This window comes from Streptomyces sp. PsTaAH-124, assembly GCF_000373685.1.
GTDB classification, from domain to species: Bacteria; Actinomycetota; Actinomycetes; order Streptomycetales; family Streptomycetaceae; genus Streptomyces; species Streptomyces andamanensis.
In genome coordinates this window covers 1-18,220 of the sequence record NZ_KB892188.1, presented here as the reverse complement: position 1 = coordinate 18,220, position 18,220 = coordinate 1, and the positions used below count along the sequence as shown (strand labels likewise).

At 72.5% G+C, this 18,220-nt stretch carries 19 protein-coding genes; 9 read left to right on the top strand and 10 right to left on the bottom strand.

All coding sequences use genetic code 11. The features are described 5' to 3' along the window. Window positions 1-154: 154 nt before the first annotated feature. Window positions 155-1,576 (top strand): FAD-binding oxidoreductase, encoded by a 1,422-nt coding sequence (locus B086_RS0127150; RefSeq protein WP_051115930.1) that lies wholly within the window; start codon window positions 155-157, stop codon window positions 1,574-1,576. A gap of 16 nt (window positions 1,577-1,592) precedes the next feature. Here the strand turns inward: B086_RS0127150 and B086_RS0127145 are convergent, their stop codons facing one another. The 4 genes from B086_RS0127145 to B086_RS0127130 all read right to left on the bottom strand — a co-directional run bounded on the left by B086_RS0127145 (window position 1,593) and on the right by B086_RS0127130 (window position 4,864). Then, complete coding sequence (locus B086_RS0127145) at window positions 1,593-2,024, bottom strand: hypothetical protein (protein WP_018569584.1); 432 nt, start codon at window positions 2,022-2,024, stop codon at window positions 1,593-1,595. Between the two features lie 116 nt (window positions 2,025-2,140). Then, the gene (locus B086_RS0127140) at window positions 2,141-3,289 is read right to left on the bottom strand and encodes a putative sulfate exporter family transporter (RefSeq protein ID WP_037874014.1); all 1,149 of its coding nucleotides are present in this window, start codon (window positions 3,287-3,289) and stop codon (window positions 2,141-2,143) included. Further along, a complete protein-coding gene (locus B086_RS0127135) occupies window positions 3,286-3,867 on the bottom strand; it encodes a cysteine dioxygenase family protein (RefSeq protein WP_026252816.1) in 582 nt (193 codons plus the stop codon). Before B086_RS0127135 ends, B086_RS0127140 begins: the two co-directional genes overlap by 4 nt. A gap of 91 nt (window positions 3,868-3,958) precedes the next feature. After that, on the bottom strand, window positions 3,959-4,864 hold the full coding sequence (locus tag B086_RS0127130) for a LysR family transcriptional regulator (RefSeq protein ID WP_026252815.1): 906 nt from the start codon (window positions 4,862-4,864) through the stop codon (window positions 3,959-3,961). A 141-nt stretch (window positions 4,865-5,005) separates the two neighbouring features. Here B086_RS0127130 and B086_RS0127125 point away from each other — a divergent pair, with 141 nt between their 5' ends. The 4 genes from B086_RS0127125 (at window position 5,006) to B086_RS0127110 (ending at window position 9,372) form a co-directional block, all read left to right on the top strand. Continuing rightward, entirely contained in the window at window positions 5,006-5,770 is a 765-nt protein-coding gene (locus B086_RS0127125; protein WP_078531216.1) for an ABC transporter substrate-binding protein, read from the top strand. Between the two features lie 228 nt (window positions 5,771-5,998). Further along, window positions 5,999-7,651 (top strand): FG-GAP repeat domain-containing protein, encoded by a 1,653-nt coding sequence (locus B086_RS0127120; RefSeq protein WP_018569579.1) that lies wholly within the window; start codon window positions 5,999-6,001, stop codon window positions 7,649-7,651. A gap of 284 nt (window positions 7,652-7,935) precedes the next feature. Next, on the top strand, window positions 7,936-8,451 hold the full coding sequence (locus B086_RS45685) for a hypothetical protein (protein ID WP_018569578.1): 516 nt from the start codon (window positions 7,936-7,938) through the stop codon (window positions 8,449-8,451). A 228-nt stretch (window positions 8,452-8,679) separates the two neighbouring features. Continuing rightward, the gene (locus B086_RS0127110) at window positions 8,680-9,372 is read left to right on the top strand and encodes a hypothetical protein (RefSeq protein WP_018569577.1); all 693 of its coding nucleotides are present in this window, start codon (window positions 8,680-8,682) and stop codon (window positions 9,370-9,372) included. A 53-nt stretch (window positions 9,373-9,425) separates the two neighbouring features. On the opposite strand, the gene B086_RS0127105 is transcribed toward B086_RS0127110, so the two are convergent. Continuing rightward, the gene (locus tag B086_RS0127105; protein ID WP_234029387.1) at window positions 9,426-10,319 is read right to left on the bottom strand and encodes a TetR/AcrR family transcriptional regulator; all 894 of its coding nucleotides are present in this window, start codon (window positions 10,317-10,319) and stop codon (window positions 9,426-9,428) included. 124 nt (window positions 10,320-10,443) lie between these two features. Between B086_RS0127105 and B086_RS0127100 the strand changes: the two genes are divergently transcribed. From B086_RS0127100 to B086_RS44745, 3 genes are all read left to right on the top strand, one after another. Beyond that, a complete protein-coding gene (locus B086_RS0127100; RefSeq protein WP_018569575.1) occupies window positions 10,444-11,976 on the top strand; it encodes a GMC family oxidoreductase in 1,533 nt (510 codons plus the stop codon). A gap of 170 nt (window positions 11,977-12,146) precedes the next feature. Further along, window positions 12,147-12,641, top strand: a complete 495-nt coding sequence (locus tag B086_RS0127095; RefSeq protein ID WP_018569574.1) for a TetR/AcrR family transcriptional regulator — start codon at window positions 12,147-12,149, stop codon at window positions 12,639-12,641. 432 nt (window positions 12,642-13,073) lie between these two features. After that, a complete protein-coding gene (locus B086_RS44745) occupies window positions 13,074-13,487 on the top strand; it encodes a hypothetical protein (RefSeq protein WP_158690426.1) in 414 nt (137 codons plus the stop codon). A 113-nt stretch (window positions 13,488-13,600) separates the two neighbouring features. Here the strand turns inward: B086_RS44745 and def are convergent, their stop codons facing one another. From def to B086_RS0127065, 5 genes are all read right to left on the bottom strand, one after another. Beyond that, window positions 13,601-14,254 (bottom strand): peptide deformylase, encoded by a 654-nt coding sequence (gene def / locus B086_RS0127085; protein WP_018569572.1) that lies wholly within the window; start codon window positions 14,252-14,254, stop codon window positions 13,601-13,603. Window positions 14,255-14,509: 255 nt separating this feature from the next. Then, window positions 14,510-15,427: a TIGR03619 family F420-dependent LLM class oxidoreductase gene (locus tag B086_RS0127080; RefSeq protein WP_018569571.1), complete on the bottom strand. Its 918-nt coding sequence runs from the start codon at window positions 15,425-15,427 to the stop codon at window positions 14,510-14,512. Window positions 15,428-15,543: 116 nt separating this feature from the next. Then, on the bottom strand, window positions 15,544-15,924 hold the full coding sequence (locus tag B086_RS0127075; RefSeq protein WP_018569570.1) for a nuclear transport factor 2 family protein: 381 nt from the start codon (window positions 15,922-15,924) through the stop codon (window positions 15,544-15,546). A gap of 96 nt (window positions 15,925-16,020) precedes the next feature. Continuing rightward, complete coding sequence (locus B086_RS0127070) at window positions 16,021-16,983, bottom strand: aldo/keto reductase (protein ID WP_018569569.1); 963 nt, start codon at window positions 16,981-16,983, stop codon at window positions 16,021-16,023. Between the two features lie 119 nt (window positions 16,984-17,102). Then, window positions 17,103-17,732 (bottom strand): HAD family hydrolase, encoded by a 630-nt coding sequence (locus B086_RS0127065; protein ID WP_018569568.1) that lies wholly within the window; start codon window positions 17,730-17,732, stop codon window positions 17,103-17,105. Window positions 17,733-17,924: 192 nt separating this feature from the next. Here B086_RS0127065 and B086_RS0127060 point away from each other — a divergent pair. Next, window positions 17,925-18,220: Ohr family peroxiredoxin (locus B086_RS0127060; RefSeq protein WP_018569567.1), on the top strand; the 296-nt coding region annotated here is incomplete at its 3' end.

The following is an 18,220-nucleotide window of genomic DNA, read 5'->3' as shown; positions in this document are numbered from 1 at the left end:
GTACTCACCGCCAGGGTTCCTCCCCGCGTGTCCGTGTGTCCGTGTGCCGAAGTGCCCCCGCGCGCACCGCCGTAGCGGAACGCGTCCGGACGCGCACGCGCGGACACGCACACGCGGGGACGGACCGCACCCCCAGTGGATGAGCGAGATCTCGATGAGCGGGAACCTTACGGAGCACACCCCGACGGCCCTTTCGACGCGGGACGTGGCCGCTCTGCGGCAGGCCGTCGCCGGGCCGGTGCTGCTGCCCGGCGAGGACGGGTACGCGGCCGAGTGCGCCACGTACAACCTCAACAGCCCTCTGGAGCCCGCGGTGGTGGTCGGGGCCACCGGTGAGGACGACGTGCGCGCGGCCGTCCGGTTCGCGGCCGGGCGGGGCATGCCGGTCGCGGTGAAGAGCGCGGCCCACCAGGTGACCGCGCCCGCGCACGGCGGCCTGCTCGTCACCACCGGCCGGATGACGTATCTGTCCGTCGACGCCCAGGCGCGGACGGTGCGGGCGGAGGCGGGCGTGCGCTGGCGCGATGTGCTGCCGCGCACGGCCGAGTTCGGGCTCGCCCCGCTGGCGGGCTCGGCGCCCGACGTCGGTGTGGTCGGCTACACCCTGGGCGGCGGCCAGAGCCCGCTGCTCGGGCGGACGCTGGGGTACGCGGCCGGCCATGTGCGCGGCCTCCGGGTCGTCACGGCGGACGGGGAGGTGCGCCGGGTCGACGCGGACAGCGAGCCCGAGCTGTTCTGGGCGATGCGCGGCGGCAAGGGCAACTTCGGTGTGGTGACCGAGATCGAGTTCGACGTGTTCCCGGTGACGCGTTTCTACGGCGGCGGGATCTACTTCCCGGGCGAGTGCCTGGCCGAGCTGCTGGAGGCGTGGCGCGCCTGGGTGCCGTCCCTGCCCGAGGAGACGACGACCTCCGTCGGTGTCCAGCGGCTGCCCGACCTGCCGGTGCTGCCCGAGCCGCTGCGCGGTGCGTTCGTGGTGCATCTGCGGTTCGGCCACCTGGGTTCGGCGGCCGAGGGCGAGCGGCTGCTCGCGCCGCTGCGGGCGGTCGCCCCGCCGCTGCTCGACCTGGTCGGGGAGAGGCCGTACACCGCTGTCGGGGAGATCCATCTGGATCCGGTGGACCCGATGCCCTACTACGACCGCAGCGTCTGCCTGGGCGAGTTCACCGAGAAGACGGTGGAGACGCTCGTGCGGCTGACCGGGCCGGGGTCCGGCTGCACGCTGGCCAATGTGGAGATCCGGGCGCTGGGCGGGGCCTTCGACCGTGAACCGGCCGTCGCCGACGCGGTGTCGTCGCGGGGCGCGGCGTTCGTGGTGTTCGCGTTCGCGGTGGGCGGCGCGGAGCGGGCGGACGCGCTCAGGGGTGGGCTCGCCGAGGTGATGGACGGGCTGGCCCCGTGGGCGCTGGAGCGCAACATGGTGAACTTCCTGTCACCGGACGAGGCGACGGACCCGCGGGAGGTGCGGGCGGTGTACGGGCCGGAGCGCTACGACCGGCTGGCCGCGGTGAAGCGGCGCTACGACCCTTCCAACGTCTTCCGTTTCAACCACAACGTGGCTCCGGGCGAGGGCTGAGCCAGACCCCGGAGGGTTACTTCTTCGCCTTCAGCGGGCCCGCGTAGGACTTGCGCAGGGACGAGGGGGCGACGAGCTTGAGCAGCTGGGCGAGCACCTTGCCCTTGGCCGAGGAGGGCTGCCGGGTCAGGACGACGTCCACGCGGGTGCCGTCGGCCTCCGGGGTCGCGGTGAACACCCAGCCGCCGCCGGCGCCGAAGAGCTTCGAGTCGAGCGTGCTGATGTCGACCCGGCCCTCCTCGATGTCCCACTGGTAGCGCACCCGCTCCCAGGCGGCGGCGGTGCCCTCGGTCACCTCGGCCCAGTTGTCGCCGGATCCGTGGACGGTGAAGTGCTCGGCGTCGATGGTCGGCCAGTTCTCGGCGCGCGAGGGGCCGAAGTCGGTCAGCACCCTGACGACGTCGGCGGGGCTGAGCTCGGAGATGAGGTGGAAGCGGATGACGGCCATGGTGTCCCTCGCATCGAGAAGTAGTAACCGGTTGGGCTGGTGACGACTCTTCCATGAAGAGCGTCACCAGTCAAGCCGGTTACTGCGACGAGGGGGCGGACCCGCCGGGCCGTCCGTCAGGCCGTCAGCAGCACACCTCCGTACGACACACCCGCGATCACGATCCAGGAGCAGAGCCCGAGCGCCGCGACCCGTCCGCCGTCGCGGACCAGGGACGGCAGGTGGACCGCGCTGCCCAGGCCCACCAGGGCGGCGGCCAGCAGCAGTTCCTGCGCGTGATGGGCGAGATCGAGGGCGGAGTGCGGGACGAGCCCGGTGGAGCGCAGCGCGACCATGGCCAGGAAGCCGACGACGAAGAGCGGCACGATCGGCGTCCGCCCGCCCGCACGGCCCTCCCGCGCGCCGGTGTCGCCCCCGGTCCCGTCCGCCGCCCGCGCGGCGTCCTCGCGCCGGCGGCGCCGCAGGGCCAGCCCGACCGAGGCGACCAGCGGCGCGAGCATCGCCACCCGCATCAGCTTGACGAGGACCGCCTCGCGCAGCGCGGTCGGCCCGGCGGTCTGCGCGGTCGCCACCACCTGGCCGACGTCGTGCACCCCGGCGCCCACCCAGCGCCCGAACTGGGTGGCGTCCAGGCCCAGCGGCCCGTGCAGCAGCGGCAGGACGACGATGGCCAGGGTGCCGCAGAGCGTCACCATCGCCACGGCCGTGGCCACGTCCTCCTCCTCGCTGCCCGAGACGTCGCTCATCGCGCCGACCGCGGACGCCCCGCAGATCGAGTAGCCGGTCGCGATCAGCAGCGGCTGGTCCCCGGGCAGACCGAGGCGCCGCCCGAGCCAGACCGTGCCCGCGAAGGTCGCGGCCACGGTGCACACCACCATGGCGACGGTCTCCCAGCCCAGGCCCGCGATGTCGTCCAGACCGACGCTCAGGCCCAGCAGGACCACGCCCACCCGCATCAACCGCTTGCCCGCGAAGCTGAGTCCGGGCCGCGCCGCACCGCGTACGACGGTCCGCAGCCGCGGCACGTGCGCGGCGACGACACCGGCCACGACGGCGGCGGTGAGCATCGGCACACCGGGCAGCAGCCGGTGCACCGCCCAGGCCAGCGCGACCCCGCCGGCGGCCGCCGCCAGACCGGGCAGCTTCGCCCGCGGCCCGGCCGCGGGACGCGGCGCGCCGCCCGCGGGACACGGGGCCGTACCGGCGCGCGCGGACGCGGGCTCCGGTGCTTCGGCCACCACTGCGGTCCGCCCGCGCCCGCTCATCGTTCGTCGGCCGGCGGCTCGTAGACCCGGCGGACGCTGCTGCCCAGGCGGCCGATGTCGGCGCCGTAGATGTGCAGCGAGACGGCCTTGCCCGCGCCGCCGTTCCAGACCCGGTGGATGTCGCCCGGCGGCGCGAAACCGCACACGTCGCCCTGCTCGTTGACGACCTCCTCGGTGGCGACCAGCCGGGCCGTGGCGCCCTCGCCGGTGAGCCGGTAGCGGCGTTCGTGCTCGCGTCCCTCGTGCACTCCCGTGACACACCACGACACGTGGTCGTGGACGGAGGTTCGCTGTCCGGGGAGCCACACCAGGGCCACGACGGAGAAGCTGCCGTCCGCCTCGACGTGCAGGACGTGCTGGCGGTAGTGGTCCGTGCTGCCTTCGCGCTGTTCCTCGGTCAGCAGGTCCCCGGCGCCGAGATGCGGGGCCAGGCGCTGGGCGACCAGGTCTGCGGTGCGCTCTCCGGGCAGGCCCTGCCGTACGGCCTCCCGCACTTCCTGGACAAGGCGGTCGAGGCGGTCGAGGCGGCCGGGACGGGGGGTGGCCGCCGTGCGCGTGCGGACGTCGGTAGTGGTCATGACGCCAGCGTCGGACCGCGAGAACCACAGGTCCAACGACGGTTTCTTCGGTCGTTCCCAAGCGGTGCTTATGCGGGAGGTGACACCCGGTTCAGCAGCCGACGCGCCGCTGGGCGGCCTCCTTGATCGTGTCGACGACCAGGGCCGTCGCCGGTATCCGCAGGTGTTCGCGCAGCACGTATGCCGAGATACGCCGCCGTACGGCCGGTTCCAGGGACCGGCCCGCCACCCGGTCGAGCCGCAGGAAGGAGAGCACGAGGCCGGGCATCATGGCCACCCCCAGCCCCTCGGCGACCAGCGACTGCACCACGAGCCCGTCGTCCGTGGTGTACGCGATGTCGGGCGCGAAGCCCAGTTCGGCGCACTCGTGCAGGAAGTTGGTGCGGCAGCGCGGGCACCCGGCGATCCAGCGCTCCTCGGCGAGGTCGGCGAGCCGGACCGCGCGCCGCCGGGCCAGCGGGTGCCCGATCGGCATCAGCACCGTCAACTGGTCCTCCAGCAGCGGGATCTCCACCACCTCGTCCGGCACCGACTCGCGGAGTCCCGGATAGGTGAAGGCCAGTGTGATGTCGCAGGCGCCGCGCGCCAGCCGCTCCAGCGAGTCGGGCGGCTCGTCCTCCAGCAACTGCACACGTATGCCCGGGTGGTCGGCGGCGAGCCGGGCCAGCGCCTCGGGGACGACGGTGGCGTTGGCGCTGGGGAATGCGCAGACCCGTACCCGGCCGGAGCGCAGCCGGGTGATGGCCGTGACCTGCTCCTCCGCCACGGAGAGGCTGCCGAGGATGCCCTCGGCGTGCCGGGCCAGGGTCTCGCCGGCCTCGGTCAGCCGCATCCGCCGCCCGACGCGGACGAACAGCGGCGAGCCCACCGTCCGTTCCAGCGCCTTCATCTGCTGGGTCACCGCCGGCTGGGTGTAGCCGAGGACGGCGGCGGCCCCGGAGTAGGTCCCGGCCGTCACCACCGCGTGGAAGGTCCTGATGTGCCGTGAATCGAACACGCGTCGAATCATAAGCGGAAGTTGGGTCCGGGACGGCAGAGGTGTCCGTGCACCCGCACCTTGCCGGGCCGGGGAACGGATCCGGCCACCCTGATCAGACGTCTTGACGACGGGGCGCGGCCCCTGCCATGACGGGCGTTCGTGGGGCTGGGGAGAGAGGAGGCGCTCGGGCTGCCGTTGTCGGTCTATCTCACCCAGGCCCGTCCGGTGCGCCGGACGGCGGTCGTCGAGGATCTGGCGGGCGGCGCCGCCGCCTCGCGGCCGGCCCGCTCGATCCGGGCGCAGCCGCCCGGCGGCGGCACGGTGAGCGGCCGTCAGACCGCCGCGGACTCGGCCGACTTCGGCCCGGCCGCCGCCGGTGCGCCGGCCGCGCGCGCGGAGGCCGTCGTCTACGCGGGGACCTCTCCCGCGCGGGCCGCCGCCTGCGCCCGCGCCCTGGCCGGGGCCGGATTCCACGGTGCGCGGCTCGCCGTGGAGCCGGTGATGCGCACGGCGTTCCTGGACGCGGCGGGCGACGCGACCGACGGCTGGGTGGTGTCGGCCCCCTACAGCGAGCCCGCCGCGATGACCACGGCGGCGGCCCGCTCCTTCACCGCCGCCTACCGCGCGCGGTACGGCCGCGCGCCCGGCCGGTGGGCCGCCGAGGCGTACGACGCCGTGAACCCGGTGGCCGGGACGCTGAGCGCGCTCGGCGGCGCCGGGGACCTCACCCCGGGGCAGGTCGCGGACCGGCTCTTCCGGACCTCGGCGCAGGGGGTGGCCAAGCCGCTCCGCTTCAGCACCGACGACCCCACCCATCCCCTGGACTTCACCCGGGCGAGCTTCCTCTACGGCGTCACCGGCGGCGCGTTCCGCTTCCTGGGCCGGGCCGACGAGGTCACCCGGCCGCCGGATGCGGCGGCCTGAGGGGTGTTCACCTGACGGTCATCGAGTGGTTGCCGGACCCGCGACACCGCGGGCATCAGCAACCTCACAGCTATCGTACAATCCGACGAACATCGGCTTCACTGAATCTTTTCAGGATGTCGACGCCACAATCTGATCAGTGGGGGGCTTTTGTCTATTTCGCGCCCATTCAACAGAGCGCGCCGTTCCCGGCTGCTTGGCTGCACCGCCCTCGCGGTCGCCGCGGGCATGTTCCTGAGCACGCCGGCTCTGGCCGCCGACAAGCCGTCGCAGGACGTCAGCATTCCGGCGCCCAAGGCGAAGACGCCGAAGGGGGACCGGCCGCAGGCCGACCCGCGCGCGAGGTCTCTGCGCGCGGGCACCAAGGCCGTCGCGGCGTCGCTCGACCTCGACGGCGACAAGATCGGCGACAACCTCGTCCGGCTCGACGACGGCACCGTCCTCGCGTGGCTCAGCTCCACGAACGACTTCACGCCGTACACCATCGACACGGCGACCCCGGACGAGAAGCAGAAGGACATCATCACGCCGGGGAACCTCGACGGTTCCGGCGGCGACGAGGTCCTGACGCTGTCCACGACGGGCACCCTGTCCCTCTACCAGAGCAACGGTGCGGACGGCACCGGCCCGGCTCTGTGGAGCGGCCAGGGCTGGCAGATCTACAACAAGGTCTTCGCGCCCGGCGACGTGACCGGTGACGGCAAGCCCGATCTGCTCGCCCGCACCTACTCCGGCGACCTGTACCTGTACCAGGGCACGGGCAGCGACAGCAGCCCGTTCCGCGCGCGGGTCCTGGTCGGCTCCGGCTGGTCGATGTTCGACCAGCTGGTCGGCGTCGGGGACATGAACAAGGACGGCATCGGCGACGTCGTCGCCCGCACGCCCTCCGGCGACCTGTACTTCTACGCCGGCAAGGGCAGCGCCACCGCGCCGCTCGCCACCCGCACCAAGATCGGCAGCGGCTGGAACACGTACAACCAGATCATCGCCGCCGGTGACTGGAACGGTGACGGTCTCGGCGACCTGCTCGGCCGCACCGCCTCCGGTGACCTGTACTCGTACTACGCCGACGGGTCGGGGAACTTCGCCGCCCGGCAGAAGAACGGCAGCGGCTTCGAGCCCGTCGACCTCTTCGCCGGCAGCGGTGCCAACCCGTACTGGGGCAAGTCCTCGCTGATCGGCCTGGACAACGCGGGCACCCTCTTCTGGTACGGCGCCCAGCACAACGGCCAGTTCAGCGCCCGCTCGCAGATCAGCGACACCGGCGGCTGGGCCGGGGCGCAGATCGGTTACGCGTCCTCGCTCGACCCGGACGGGTACGCGGACCTGCTGGAGTCGTACAGCGGCACGCTGTACAACTACGGCGCCGGGGCCGACGACGCCCTGGCCACCGGCTGGAGCAACTACAAGCTCTTCATCGGTCCGGGCGACCTGAACGACGACGGCAAGGGCGACCTGCTCGCCCGCGACGGTTCGGGCAACCTGTACCTGTTCCGCGGCAACGGCACCGGCGCCTCCGTCGCCTCCCCGATCAAGATCGGCGGCGGCTGGAACGCGTACGACAAGATCGTCGGCGCGGGCGACCTCACCGGCGACGGCCGTGCCGACGTCCTCGCGCGCACGCCCTCCGGCACGCTGTACCTGTACCGCGGCACCGGCAACAGCACCTCGCCGTTCGCCGCCAAGGTGAAGATCGGTGACGGCTGGCAGCAGTACAACAAGCTGGCCTCGCCCGGCGACCTCGACGGCGACAACAACGCCGACCTGGTCGCGGTCAACGCCAAGGGCGAGCTGTACCGCTACGGCTCCACGGGCCAGGGTCAGTTCAAGGCCCGGGTGAAGCTCGGTACCGGCTGGAACACGTACAAGAACCTGTACTGACACACCGGAACCGCACGGGCCTGACGACCCGGCAACTCGCGGTACCCGCACCAGGAAGAGGCTCCCCCGGCGTCATGACGCCGGGGGAGCCTCTTGCACGTCGGGGCGGATCCCGGCACCTTCTCCCGGAGGACCTGGAGGGCCTGGAGGAGCTGGAGGGCCTGGAGGGACCGAAGGGACCAGGTATCGGATGCAGTCAGATGACCGATGCGCCTCCGTGGCCGAAAGGCGACTGTGGACAGAGCCGCGCCGCACCGGCGCGCACGTTCCCGTTCGGAGTCCGCATGACCAGGTTCAACATGATCGACCTGACGGGCCGGCCGGCCTCCCGCCGCCCGCCGGCCCGGCCGCCCCTGCCCCGGCGCCGGTCCGCGCCCGGCCCCGACGGCGGCCCGGCGCCCCGGCCCCTCCTCACGCTCGTCCCGGGCCGCGACCCCTACCGCAGCCCCGTCGAGCTGCGCACCCTCGTCCGGGCCCCGATGCCCGAGGACGTGCGCGGTGCGCTGGTCACGACGGTGCGGAAGGCGCCCGGCCGGACGTTCCAGGTCCGCTGGACCACGCTCGACGACCCTTCCCGCATACCGGCGGGCCGGGTGCGGCTGTCCTGGACGCCCGCGGCGGACGGCCGGACGGACGTCAGCGCCCATCTGGGACTGCCGGGGGCCCAGGTGCTGCTGGCCGTCTGGCCCGCGCTGCGCGGCAACTGGTGCGATGTGGTCCGGCCGACCGTCGCCGAGGTGACGGAGCTGCACGCGGCCCTCAGCCTGGCCACCGCGGCACTTGACCACCTGGTCCGCTGACGGCGGCAGTCCGGCGCCACTTCCACGGCACGCACGGCACACATGCGGCACATCCGCGGCACTGCGCGGCGCGCGGGCGGCCCGGTGCGCCCTCCGGGACGACACCGGGGGTGTCGACGGGTCCACCCCCGGTCCGGGTGCCAGGCCGAGCGCTTCCGGGCTCCTCCGCTGCCAGCATTTCTCCTGCCGGAGCGGTACGGCCCCGGCCCCGGCCCGAGGAGGAACCCCGTGCAGAAGACCGCCGCCCGGCGCATGACCGCGTTCAGCGCCCTCGCCACCGCTCTCGCCCTCATCGTCGAAGTACCGCTGTACTTCGTCTACTCGGGCCCGCCGCCGGACTCCAACGTGCTGGCCCGGCTCCTGATCGGGATCCTCGCCCTGGGATGCCTGCTCGTCCTCGTGACCTCCCTGCGGGAACTGGTCCGCACCGCGCGGCCGGACCTGGAGTGGGCGGGCACCCTCGCCTTCACCGCCGGTGTCGCGTACACGGTCGTCACCCTGGTCTCCAGCGGCCTGGAGGCGGGGGCGGTGATCCAGGCGGACCGTCCCATCGACCCCACCATCGCGGTCAGCGGCACCTACATCCTGTACGGCACGGTCTCCCGCATGCTGCTGGCCATGTTCCTGGCGGCCACCGGCTACACGCTCTCCCGCACGGGACTGCTGCCCCGCTGGGTGCACCGCACGGCCTACGCCCTCGCGGCGGTGAACCTGGCCTTCATGCCCTCGCTGTTCTTCGGCAACACCCCCGCGCACTTCTACGCCGCCAACGGCTGGGGGACGACCGCGCTCATGGGCGCCCTGTTCAGCTACTGGCTGCTCGCCCTCGGCGTCGCCGCCCACCGCGCCGCCCGCCCCGGCAGGCGCGGGCGCCCCGGCGACGGCGCGGCACCGGCGCCCGCACCCGTGTCCGCCCGGTGACGGCACCGTCCCCGCCGCCGGCGCCGCCCCCGTGCCCGCCCGGCTCACCGCGCTCAGCCGTCCTCGGGCGGCCGGGAGCCCGTGTCGGCCAGCCGGTTGAGCCACTCGACGAGCAAGGACCGCTCCGCCGGGGTGACCGCCGGGGAGTCACTCCGGGCGAGCGCCGCGCGCAGCGCCATCGCGGCCTGCGCCGTGTCGTCGGCTTCCCCGGTCTCCCCGGTCCCGCCGGTCTCCCCGATCTCCCCGGTCTCCTCGGTCCCGCCGGTCTCCTCGGTCCCGGGCGGGGCGGGGGCCGGTGTGCTGATGGCGGCGAGCACGATCTCGCGCGCGGCGTCCGCGGTGCGCAGGTCGCGCTGTTCGGGCGGGGCACCGATCAGGGTGAGGATCGTGCCCACGCTCGACGCGTGCATGATGGCCGCCGCGCGCTCGATACTCATTCGCAGCCGCCCGGCCGCGGCGACCCGGGTGATCATGCGCTGGAGCTCGGCGACGGCCTTCTGCCCGGCCCGCGGCACCTGCCCGGCGCGCGCCTGCCCGTACGCCAGGGTGTAGTACGCCGGCTGGGTCAGCCCGAACCGGATGTGCAGGTCCCAGGCGACGCGCAGGTCGTCGACCGGGTCGCCGCTCTCCGGCAGCCTCGCCTTGGCCCGCAGGTACGTCTCGAAGCCGTGCTCGCTCACCGCTTCGAGCAGGCCGTCCTTGTCCCCGAACAGCCGGAAGATCGTCGGCGGCGCCACTCCGGCGCGGGCCGCGACGGCACGGGTGGACGTGGCGTCGATGCCCTCCGAGACCAGCAGGCCGGCGGCCGCCTCGACGATCCTGCGGCGCGCGCCCGCGGCCGCCGTCTCCGGATCCGGCTCCCCTTCTCCTGCTCTTCTTTCCGCTCCCTCCCTCCCTTCTCTGTTTTCCCTGTCCCCCATGTCCTCCATGCCTTCCACGCTTGCCATGAACCGACGGTATCAAAACTTACGGATCGTTGATACGGACCAGTGATAAGCTCGAAAGCGAATCGTCGATTCATGATGGTTCATCACTGATCGCAGGATCGATCCAGGCGAGGGGCGAGGCGACATGACCGCACAGAACTCCGGACGGGAACCGGCGTACGACGTGATCGTCGTCGGCGGCGGCAGCGCCGGGTGCGTCCTGGCGGCACGGCTGTCGCAGGACGCGGACGTCCGCGTCCTGCTGCTGGAGGCCGGCAGTCCGGCCGCCGGGCTGCCGGACGCGGTGGCGCATCCCCCGGCCTGGCCCTCGCTGGCCGCTTCGAGCGCCGGATGGGGTGACGCCACGGTGGTCCAGGACTCCTCCGGCGGCCCGGTCCCGCTGCCCCGGGGCCGCGGCCTCGGCGGCTCCTCGGCCATCAACGCCATGGTGTTCGCCCGCGGCCACCGCTCCAGCTACGACAGCTGGAGCGAGCACGGCGCCAAGGGCTGGTCCTTCGACGACCTGCTGCCGTACTTCCGGCGCACCGAGACCGCCGCCAGCGGCGCCCCGGGCCGCGGCCTGGACGGCCCCCTGACCGTCGGCCCCGCCGCCGAGCCCAACGAGGTGCTGCTCGCCTGCCTCGAAGGCGCCGTCGAGACCGGCCACCGCCGGGCCCACGACATCAGCGGCGGCCTGGAGGAGGGCTTCGCCCCCGTCGATCTCAACGTCGTCGCCGGGCGCCGCCAGAGCGCGGCCGACGCCTATCTGGCCCCGGTCCTGCACCGCCCCAACCTGCGCGTCGTCACGGACGCGGTCGCCCACCGGCTGCTGTTCGACGGCACCCGCTGCACGGGCGTCGAGTACGGCGTCGACGGCCGCGTGCACACCGCGACCGCGGCCCGCGAGGTCGTGCTGAGCGCGGGCACGATCGGCTCCGCCGCGCTGCTGCTGCGCTCCGGCATCGGCCCCGAGGAGGAGCTGCGCCGGGCCGGGGTGCCGCTCTTGCACCATCTGCCCGGCGTCGGCCGCAATCTGCACGACCATCCCCGGGCCAACCTCGTCCACCGCACCGGCCGCCCGGTGCCCGCCGCGCGGTACAACCACGGCGAGATCATCGGCCTGCTGCGCAGCACACCCGAGGCCGACGGCCCGGACGTGCAGATCATCTTCATCGACATCGCGCTCCCCAACCCGGTGGCCCCGGTGGAGAACGGCTTCACCATCGGCGTCTCCCCGATGCGCCCGGTCAGCCGCGGCACCCTGCGCATCGCCTCCGCCGACCCGTACGCGCCGCCGGTCCTGGACCCGGCGTACTTCAGCGCGGAGGAGGACGTCCGCGCGGTGGTGTCCGGCATCAGGACGGCCCGCCGGATCGCGGCCTCCTCCGCGCTCGCCGCCTGGGACGCCGAAGAGGTCAGCCCGGGGCCCGGCGCCCCGGACGAGCAGGCTCTGGGCGCCTACGCCCGCAGGTACTTCGGCTCCTACTGCCACCCGGTCGGCACCTGCGCCCTGGGCGAGGACGAGGTCTCGGTCGTCGACTCCGAGCTGCGGGTGCGGGGGCTGGAGGGCCTGCGCGTGGCCGACGCCTCCGTCATGCCGTCCATCCCCTCCAACAACACCAACGCCACGGTCTACGCGATCGCCGAGCGGGCGGCCGAGCTGCTGCGCCAGGGGTGAGGACCGGGCGCCGGCACCCGTCGGCCGCCCCGCGACCGAGACGGTTGAGGCAGGTACCGCCACGGAAGCGGGGCGGCACCTGCGGCAGGTTGCACAGCGCTGGCTAGGGTGGGCCCGTGAGAGCCGACGCAGCACGCAATCTCGAAGCCGTTCTGACCACCGGGGCGCGCATGCTCGCCGCCGACCCGGGCGCGAGCATCGCGAGCATCGCCGCCGAGGCAGGAGTGGACCGCCGCACCGTCTACCGNCGCTTCGCCTCCCGCGAAGACCTCCTGGCCGCCATCCACCACTCCCGCCTGGNCGCCGTCGAAGACGCCATCACCGACGCACGGCTCCGCGAAGCACCCGTCGCCGTCGCCCTGCACCGCTACGTCGAGAACATCATCACCGTCAACCGCACCTGGCCCGTCGACCTCAGCCTCATGCTCACCGACGACGCCGTACGCACCCGCCGCGACCGCTCCGTCCACGAAGTCGACACCTTCCTGCGCCGCGCCACCGACGAAGGACTCCTCCGCCCCGACCAGCCCGAAGGCTGGGCGAGCGTCCTCCTGCCGCAGCTGATGCACCTCGTGGCCGGGCAACTGCCCCACCTCGGCGCGGCCCAGGCCGCCGACGTCGTCGTGGACACCTTCCTCCACGGCACGGGAGCCCGGCAGCCCTGACAGCCCTGACAGCGGCGTGGTCGGTCGAAACGGCCCTCGCCCTCAGGGCGTTCGGCCCAGGCATGGTCCGCGGGTGCCGAGGTCCGCTCATGGCCGAGGTCCGAACCGAACGACCACCGCTCGTCGGCGAGGAACTCCCACCGTGTGCACAAGAGCCGTTTTCCCATGCATACTTCATGTATCACTCAAACCCTGTTACGTTAATGCATCGGCTCTGCCGAACAGCCGGGCAGGCCCCGGGGTGGAGCAGGTCACGGATCGCCCTGACCGCACCGGTTCAGGCTCCGCAGTGAATTCATTCTCCGGTTGTGGCGTCGATGGCAGTGCTCATCGAACTTCCCGACGCATCCTCATGAGTCGATACACCGCAAAATCCTCACAGGCACCTGACTTCAACTGCGACCAAATATTCTGCACAGAGAAGGACGAACAGTGATCCCGAAGAAACTGACTCGCCGAGCAGGAATCATCGGCACGGGAGCGATGTTGGCAGGGCTGGGCCTTTCCATGCCTGCTTCGGCTGCAAGCAGCAGCCCCGTGGGATGCCCCACCACTTGTACTGCCACCGTGCAGATTGTCGGGTTCAACGCCTGGTACCAGGGCACGGTTGACAATACCTATTCAGCTTCAGGGCTGACGAGCTGGATCTGGGTCGGGTCGAACAAGCTAGGCGGCCACGTGGACTACTACCTACAGGGCGACGGAGCAATGCACAAGCTGTACAACCCGGCAGGCGATTCGTCCTCCACGGCTCTCTCCAAGAAGGTCGTCACCTTCAGGGTCTGCGGACCGAATTACATCGGTGGCGACGCCTGCACGCCCTGGAACGTACCCGCGATCTCCTGATCTCGAAGTTTCGTGACGGTCCTGGTGCTGCTCGCGCCGCGTCCCGACGACCGCTCGGACTCCGCCCGGACAGCGCGTCGTCGGACGCCGGGCTCCTCTCTGACCGCGCCCGGTCAGCCGTGGTCGGCCACCGGGTAGCGCGGCTCGCCCTCGGCCATCTGCCGCAGCGCGTCCTTGCGGTCCCGGGCGGAGAGCCGGTCGAGGTAGAGACGGCCGTAGAGGTGGTCGGTCTCGTGCTGGAGGCAGCGGGCGAAGAAGTCCCGGCCGCGCACCCGGACCGGGTTGCCGCGCACGTCCTGCCCGGTGACCTCGGCGTAGTCGGGGCGGGCGAGTTCGGCGAAGGCCGTCGGCACGGACAGGCAGCCCTCCTTGCCCTCGGCCAGCCTGCGCTCGGCCGCGGGCCGCTCGGCCAGCCGCGGGTTGCAGACCACACCCACGTGCCGGGGGCCGCCCTTCACCTCGGGGCAGTCGTAGACGAAGACCTTCAGAGCGACGCCGATCTGGTTGGCGGCCAGGCCCACACCCGATGCGGTGCGCTGGCTGGCGAACATGTCCGCGACCAGTTGCTCCAGTTCCGGGCCGAAGTCGGTGACGTCCGCGCACTCCTTGTGCAGCACCGGATTGCCGACGACCGTGATCGGCCGCGAGGTGCCCCGCTCGCGCCAGGCCGCCTCGCGCGCCTCGCAGTCCTCCGTGTCCACGACATAGCCCTCGTCGTCGACGGGGAGCACGCCCGTCTGCTGCTGATCGGTGTCCTGCTGCGCCATGACGGACCTACGCCTCCTGCACACATGGGGGGTGTTTCGCAGTCACACCTTAGTACGGTGCCTCCTCCGAGTGTGCCTCGCGTCCGCTCCACACGTATGCGGGCGACCATTTCCGCGCGCCGCCTGGCACACAGTCTCCGGAGGGTTCGTCCGACGCGGGTATCGGGTTCGGGCACCGAGGGGAGACGCTGCGCGCCCCGGACGGGCCTCCGCCGTGAGCCGCCGGTCCGGACCGTGCGTGCGACGGCCTCCGGCTCAGCCCGCGCGCACGCCTTCGAGGAAGCGGCCGGCCAGGTCGACGCGCTCGTCGAGGGTGGCGGGTGTCTGCCCGAAGTCGACGAAGAGTTCGTGCACACCGGCCTGTGCGGCGGCGCGCGCGTAGTCGACATACTGGCCGAGGGTCCCCGCGCCCGGCATGACGTCCGGGCCGGTCCGGTGCTCGGTCAGGGTGGGGTTGACGCGCAGCGCCATGCGCAGCGCCGCCGGGTCCCGCCCGGCCTCCTCGGCCGCCTTCAGGACGGTGGCCCACATACCGGTGAGGTGCGGCAGCGGCAGCGCCACGGGCAGCCAGCCGTCCAGCCGCCGGCCGATCCGGCGCAGCCCGGCCGGGGTGAACGCCGCGAGCAGGACGGGCGGTCCGGGACGCTGGAGCGGCTTGAGCCCGACGACGGTCTCGGGGATGGTGAAGAGCGGGCCCCGGTGCGAGAAGTCGTCCTGGGTCCAGTATCCGTGCAGGACGTCGAGCGTCTCGTCCAGCCGCGCGCCCCGGCCCTCCCACGGGACGCCCACGCCGGTGTACTCGTCCGGCATCCAGCCGAGGCCGAGACCGACGTCCAGGCGGCCGCCGCTGACGACGTCGAGCGTCGTGAGCGACCTGGCCAGCAGCAGCGGCGGCTGCCACAGGCCGTTGAGCGTGCTGGTGCCGAGGCGGACCCGGCCGGTGTGGGCGGCGGCGAGCGTCAGGCTGACCAGCGGGTCGAGGTGGTTCTCGTAGATCCGGGGCATCACCCCGTCCTTGCTCGGGTACCGCGCCCCCGGGGAGTGGGGGGCGAGGACCCGGTCGCCGGTCCACAGGGAGTCGTACCCCATCTCCTCGGCGGTGCGGCTGATACGGACGATGCCTTCGGCGTGGGCGTCCGGACCGAAGGTCGGGAGGGCGAGACCCAGGCGCATGTGTGTGATTCCTCTGTGCCGTGGACGGTACGGCGCGACATGTGTGCCGCGTGGTCGGGGCGGCCCGTGGGGACCGCCCCGGAGAGACCACTATATGTTTCTCCCGTCGGCCCGCCTCACTTGCCGCTCAGGAGCCGCCGGCCGTACTCGGGGTTGCTGTAGTCGCGCCAGGCGGCGATCAGACCGTCGCGCATCTCGTAGACGGCCATGTTCATCACCGGGGCGAGCGGGCCGCCGGGCAGGGCCAGGCCGTGGACCTGCTCGGCGATGACGACGTCTCCGTTGACGGCCTGGTGGACGGTGTCGAACTCGACCCGCTCGAAGGCGCCGAAGACGTTCTTCCACACCTGGAGCACGGCGTCCCGGCCGTGCACCTCGTCGTCGCCGTAGCTGTGGAAGACGACCTCGGGGTGCAGATAGGGCGCGAGACGGTCGGCGTCCTTGGTGTGGAACGCCGTGACGAACTCGCGGACGAAGGTGTCGTGGTCGACGGACATGGTGATGCCTCTTTCTCCGGTCTACTTCTCTGGACTACGTGGTCCAGCTAGTGTGCGATGAATAGATTGGACCTGCAAGTCCAAAAATCTGGGCCCTCAGATCCAGGTGGGCATGTGCTCGGCCCGGTAGCGGGCACCGTGGCCGCCGGACGGCAGGACGGCACGTACGGCGTCCAGGTCGTCCGGTGTCAGGACGAGGTCCGCGGCACGGGCGTTCTCCTCGGCGCGTGCGGCGCTGCGGGTGCCCGGGATCGGCACGATGTGCTCCCCCTGCGCCAGCAGCCAGGCGAGCGCCAGTTGGGCGACGGTGGCCCCCTTCGTCGCGGCGAAGGCGGTGAGCCCGCGCACCGCGTCGAGGTTCTTCTCGTAGGCACCCGGCTGCCAGCGGGGGTCGCCGCGGCGCCAGTCGTCCGCGGCGTACTCCGCCGCCGGCCTGACCGAGGCGCTGAGGAAGCCGCGCCCCAGCGGCGAGTAGGGCACCAGCCCGATGCCGAGTTCGGCGAGCACCGGGAAGAGCCTCTCGACGTCGCGCTCGAAGAGCGAGTACTCGGTCTGGAGCACGGAGACCGGATGCGCGCCGTGCGCCCGGCGCAGTGTCTCGGGGCCCGCCTCGCTCAGCCCCAGGAAGCGGACCTTGCCGGCCCGGACCAGCTCGCCCACGGCGCCCGCCATCTCCTCCACGGGCACGGCGGGGTCGACACGGTGCTGGTAGAGCACGTCGATGTGGTCGACACCCAGATTGCGCAGACTGCTGTCGACGACGGTACGGATGTGTTCGGGCCGGCTGTCCAGGCCGACGTCACGGGTGTGGCCGAACTTGGTGGCGATGACGACCTCGTCGCGGAATCCGGCGACCGCCCGGCCCACGAGCCGTTCGTTCTCCCCCCAGCCGTACACCTCGGCGGTGTCGATGAAGGTGACGCTGAGTTCACGGGAGCGCCGGATGGCCGCGAGGCCGCCCTCTTCGTCGGCGGGCCCGTAGGCGGCCGAGATGCCCATCGCGCCGAAGCCGATGGCCGAGGTGGTCAGGCCCTGACCACCGAGTGTGCGCTGCTGCATGGTCCTCCGTCCACGGCCGGAACCCGTCGGGTGACGGTGTCGGTCGTCCGGCCCGCATCAGCATGCGGCGGAAAAAATGGACCAGCAAGTCCAAGCGGATGGCCACGCTTCACACCATGTCAGCCCGCCTCCCCCAGGGGCACACCCAGCAGCGCCTCCAGCCGGGCCACCGTCTCCCGCGGCTCGCGCGCGTGCACGGTCGCGAAGCCCAGCGCCGCGGCGGGCGGCAGATACTCCTCCGTGTCGTCGACGAACACGCACTCGTCCGCGGGCAGGCCCAGCAGCTCGAGCATCAGCGCGAAGATCTCCGGTTCCGGCTTGCGCAGGCCGTGCTGCCCGGAGATCACCACGGCGTCGTACTCCCGCTCCAGGTCGTAGCCCTCGTAGAGGTTCCAGGGGCTCAGGCCCACCGAGTTGGAGAGGATGCCGACCTTCACGCCCGCCCGGCGCGCGGCGGCAGCGGCGGCGAGCACCGAGGTCTCGGGGCGCAGATCGGCGAAGACCCGGCCCATGAGGTTGTCCCCCGGGATGCCGAGCACCCGGCCGGCCTCGGTGTTCCACTCCTCCTGCGTGAGCGTGCCGCGCTCCAGCTCCTGGGTGCGCCGCGCCGCCTCGGGGTCCAGGTACAGCGCGCTGATCAGAGCGCCCCGGGCCAGCCCCGCGCGCTCCTCGAAGGCGAGGGCTGCGGGAAAGAGCGGCGTGGTCAGCACGCCGCCGAAGTCGAGGACGAGGCCCTTGCGATGCGTCATGCCGGAACTCTACGAGGTGCCCGGGAGGAGAGTTCGCCCCGGTCGGCAGACACATATCTACGTCACCCGCTTGACTAGTGACGCATGCATCCGCCATTCTTACGTCACCGCCTGAACGGGTGACGAGAGAGTCCGGTCACCAGGGAAGGAGGCCCCCCCGAACACCCACCCGCACACACAGGGAGATCAGCCATGGCACCCGTCACCTACACCGCCCGTGTCGCCGTCACCGGCGAGGGCCGCAACGGCGGCACCGCCCGCTCCGAGGACGGCCTGCTGGAGCACACCCTGGCCATCCCCAAGGAACTCGGCGGCGCAGGCGGCGCCACCAACCCCGAACAGCTCCTCGCCGCCGGCTGGGCCGCCTGCTTCCTCGGCGCCCTGCGCCGCGCCGCCGCCACCCGCCACATCCGCCTCACCAGCACCGCCATCACCGCCGAGATCACCCTCACCCACGGCGACGACGGCGAGTTCTCCCTCTCCGCCAC

Coding starts and splice junctions, on each gene's coding strand:
- B086_RS0127150 (WP_051115930.1), top strand. CDS start 155: ATGAGCGGGAACCTTACGGAGCACACCCCGACGGCCCTTTCGACGCGG.
- B086_RS0127145 (WP_018569584.1), bottom strand. CDS start 2,024: ATGGCCGTCATCCGCTTCCACCTCATCTCCGAGCTCAGCCCCGCCGAC.
- B086_RS0127140 (WP_037874014.1), bottom strand. CDS start 3,289: ATGAGCGGGCGCGGGCGGACCGCAGTGGTGGCCGAAGCACCGGAGCCC.
- B086_RS0127135 (WP_026252816.1), bottom strand. CDS start 3,867: ATGACCACTACCGACGTCCGCACGCGCACGGCGGCCACCCCCCGTCCC.
- B086_RS0127120 (WP_018569579.1), top strand. CDS start 5,999: ATGTTCCTGAGCACGCCGGCTCTGGCCGCCGACAAGCCGTCGCAGGAC.
- B086_RS45685 (WP_018569578.1), top strand. CDS start 7,936: ATGACCAGGTTCAACATGATCGACCTGACGGGCCGGCCGGCCTCCCGC.
- B086_RS0127105 (WP_234029387.1), bottom strand. CDS start 10,319: ATGGCAAGCGTGGAAGGCATGGAGGACATGGGGGACAGGGAAAACAGA.
- B086_RS0127100 (WP_018569575.1), top strand. CDS start 10,444: ATGACCGCACAGAACTCCGGACGGGAACCGGCGTACGACGTGATCGTC.
- def (WP_018569572.1), bottom strand. CDS start 14,254: ATGGCGCAGCAGGACACCGATCAGCAGCAGACGGGCGTGCTCCCCGTC.
- B086_RS0127080 (WP_018569571.1), bottom strand. CDS start 15,427: ATGCGCCTGGGTCTCGCCCTCCCGACCTTCGGTCCGGACGCCCACGCC.
- B086_RS0127075 (WP_018569570.1), bottom strand. CDS start 15,924: ATGTCCGTCGACCACGACACCTTCGTCCGCGAGTTCGTCACGGCGTTC.
- B086_RS0127070 (WP_018569569.1), bottom strand. CDS start 16,983: ATGCAGCAGCGCACACTCGGTGGTCAGGGCCTGACCACCTCGGCCATC.
- B086_RS0127065 (WP_018569568.1), bottom strand. CDS start 17,732: ATGACGCATCGCAAGGGCCTCGTCCTCGACTTCGGCGGCGTGCTGACC.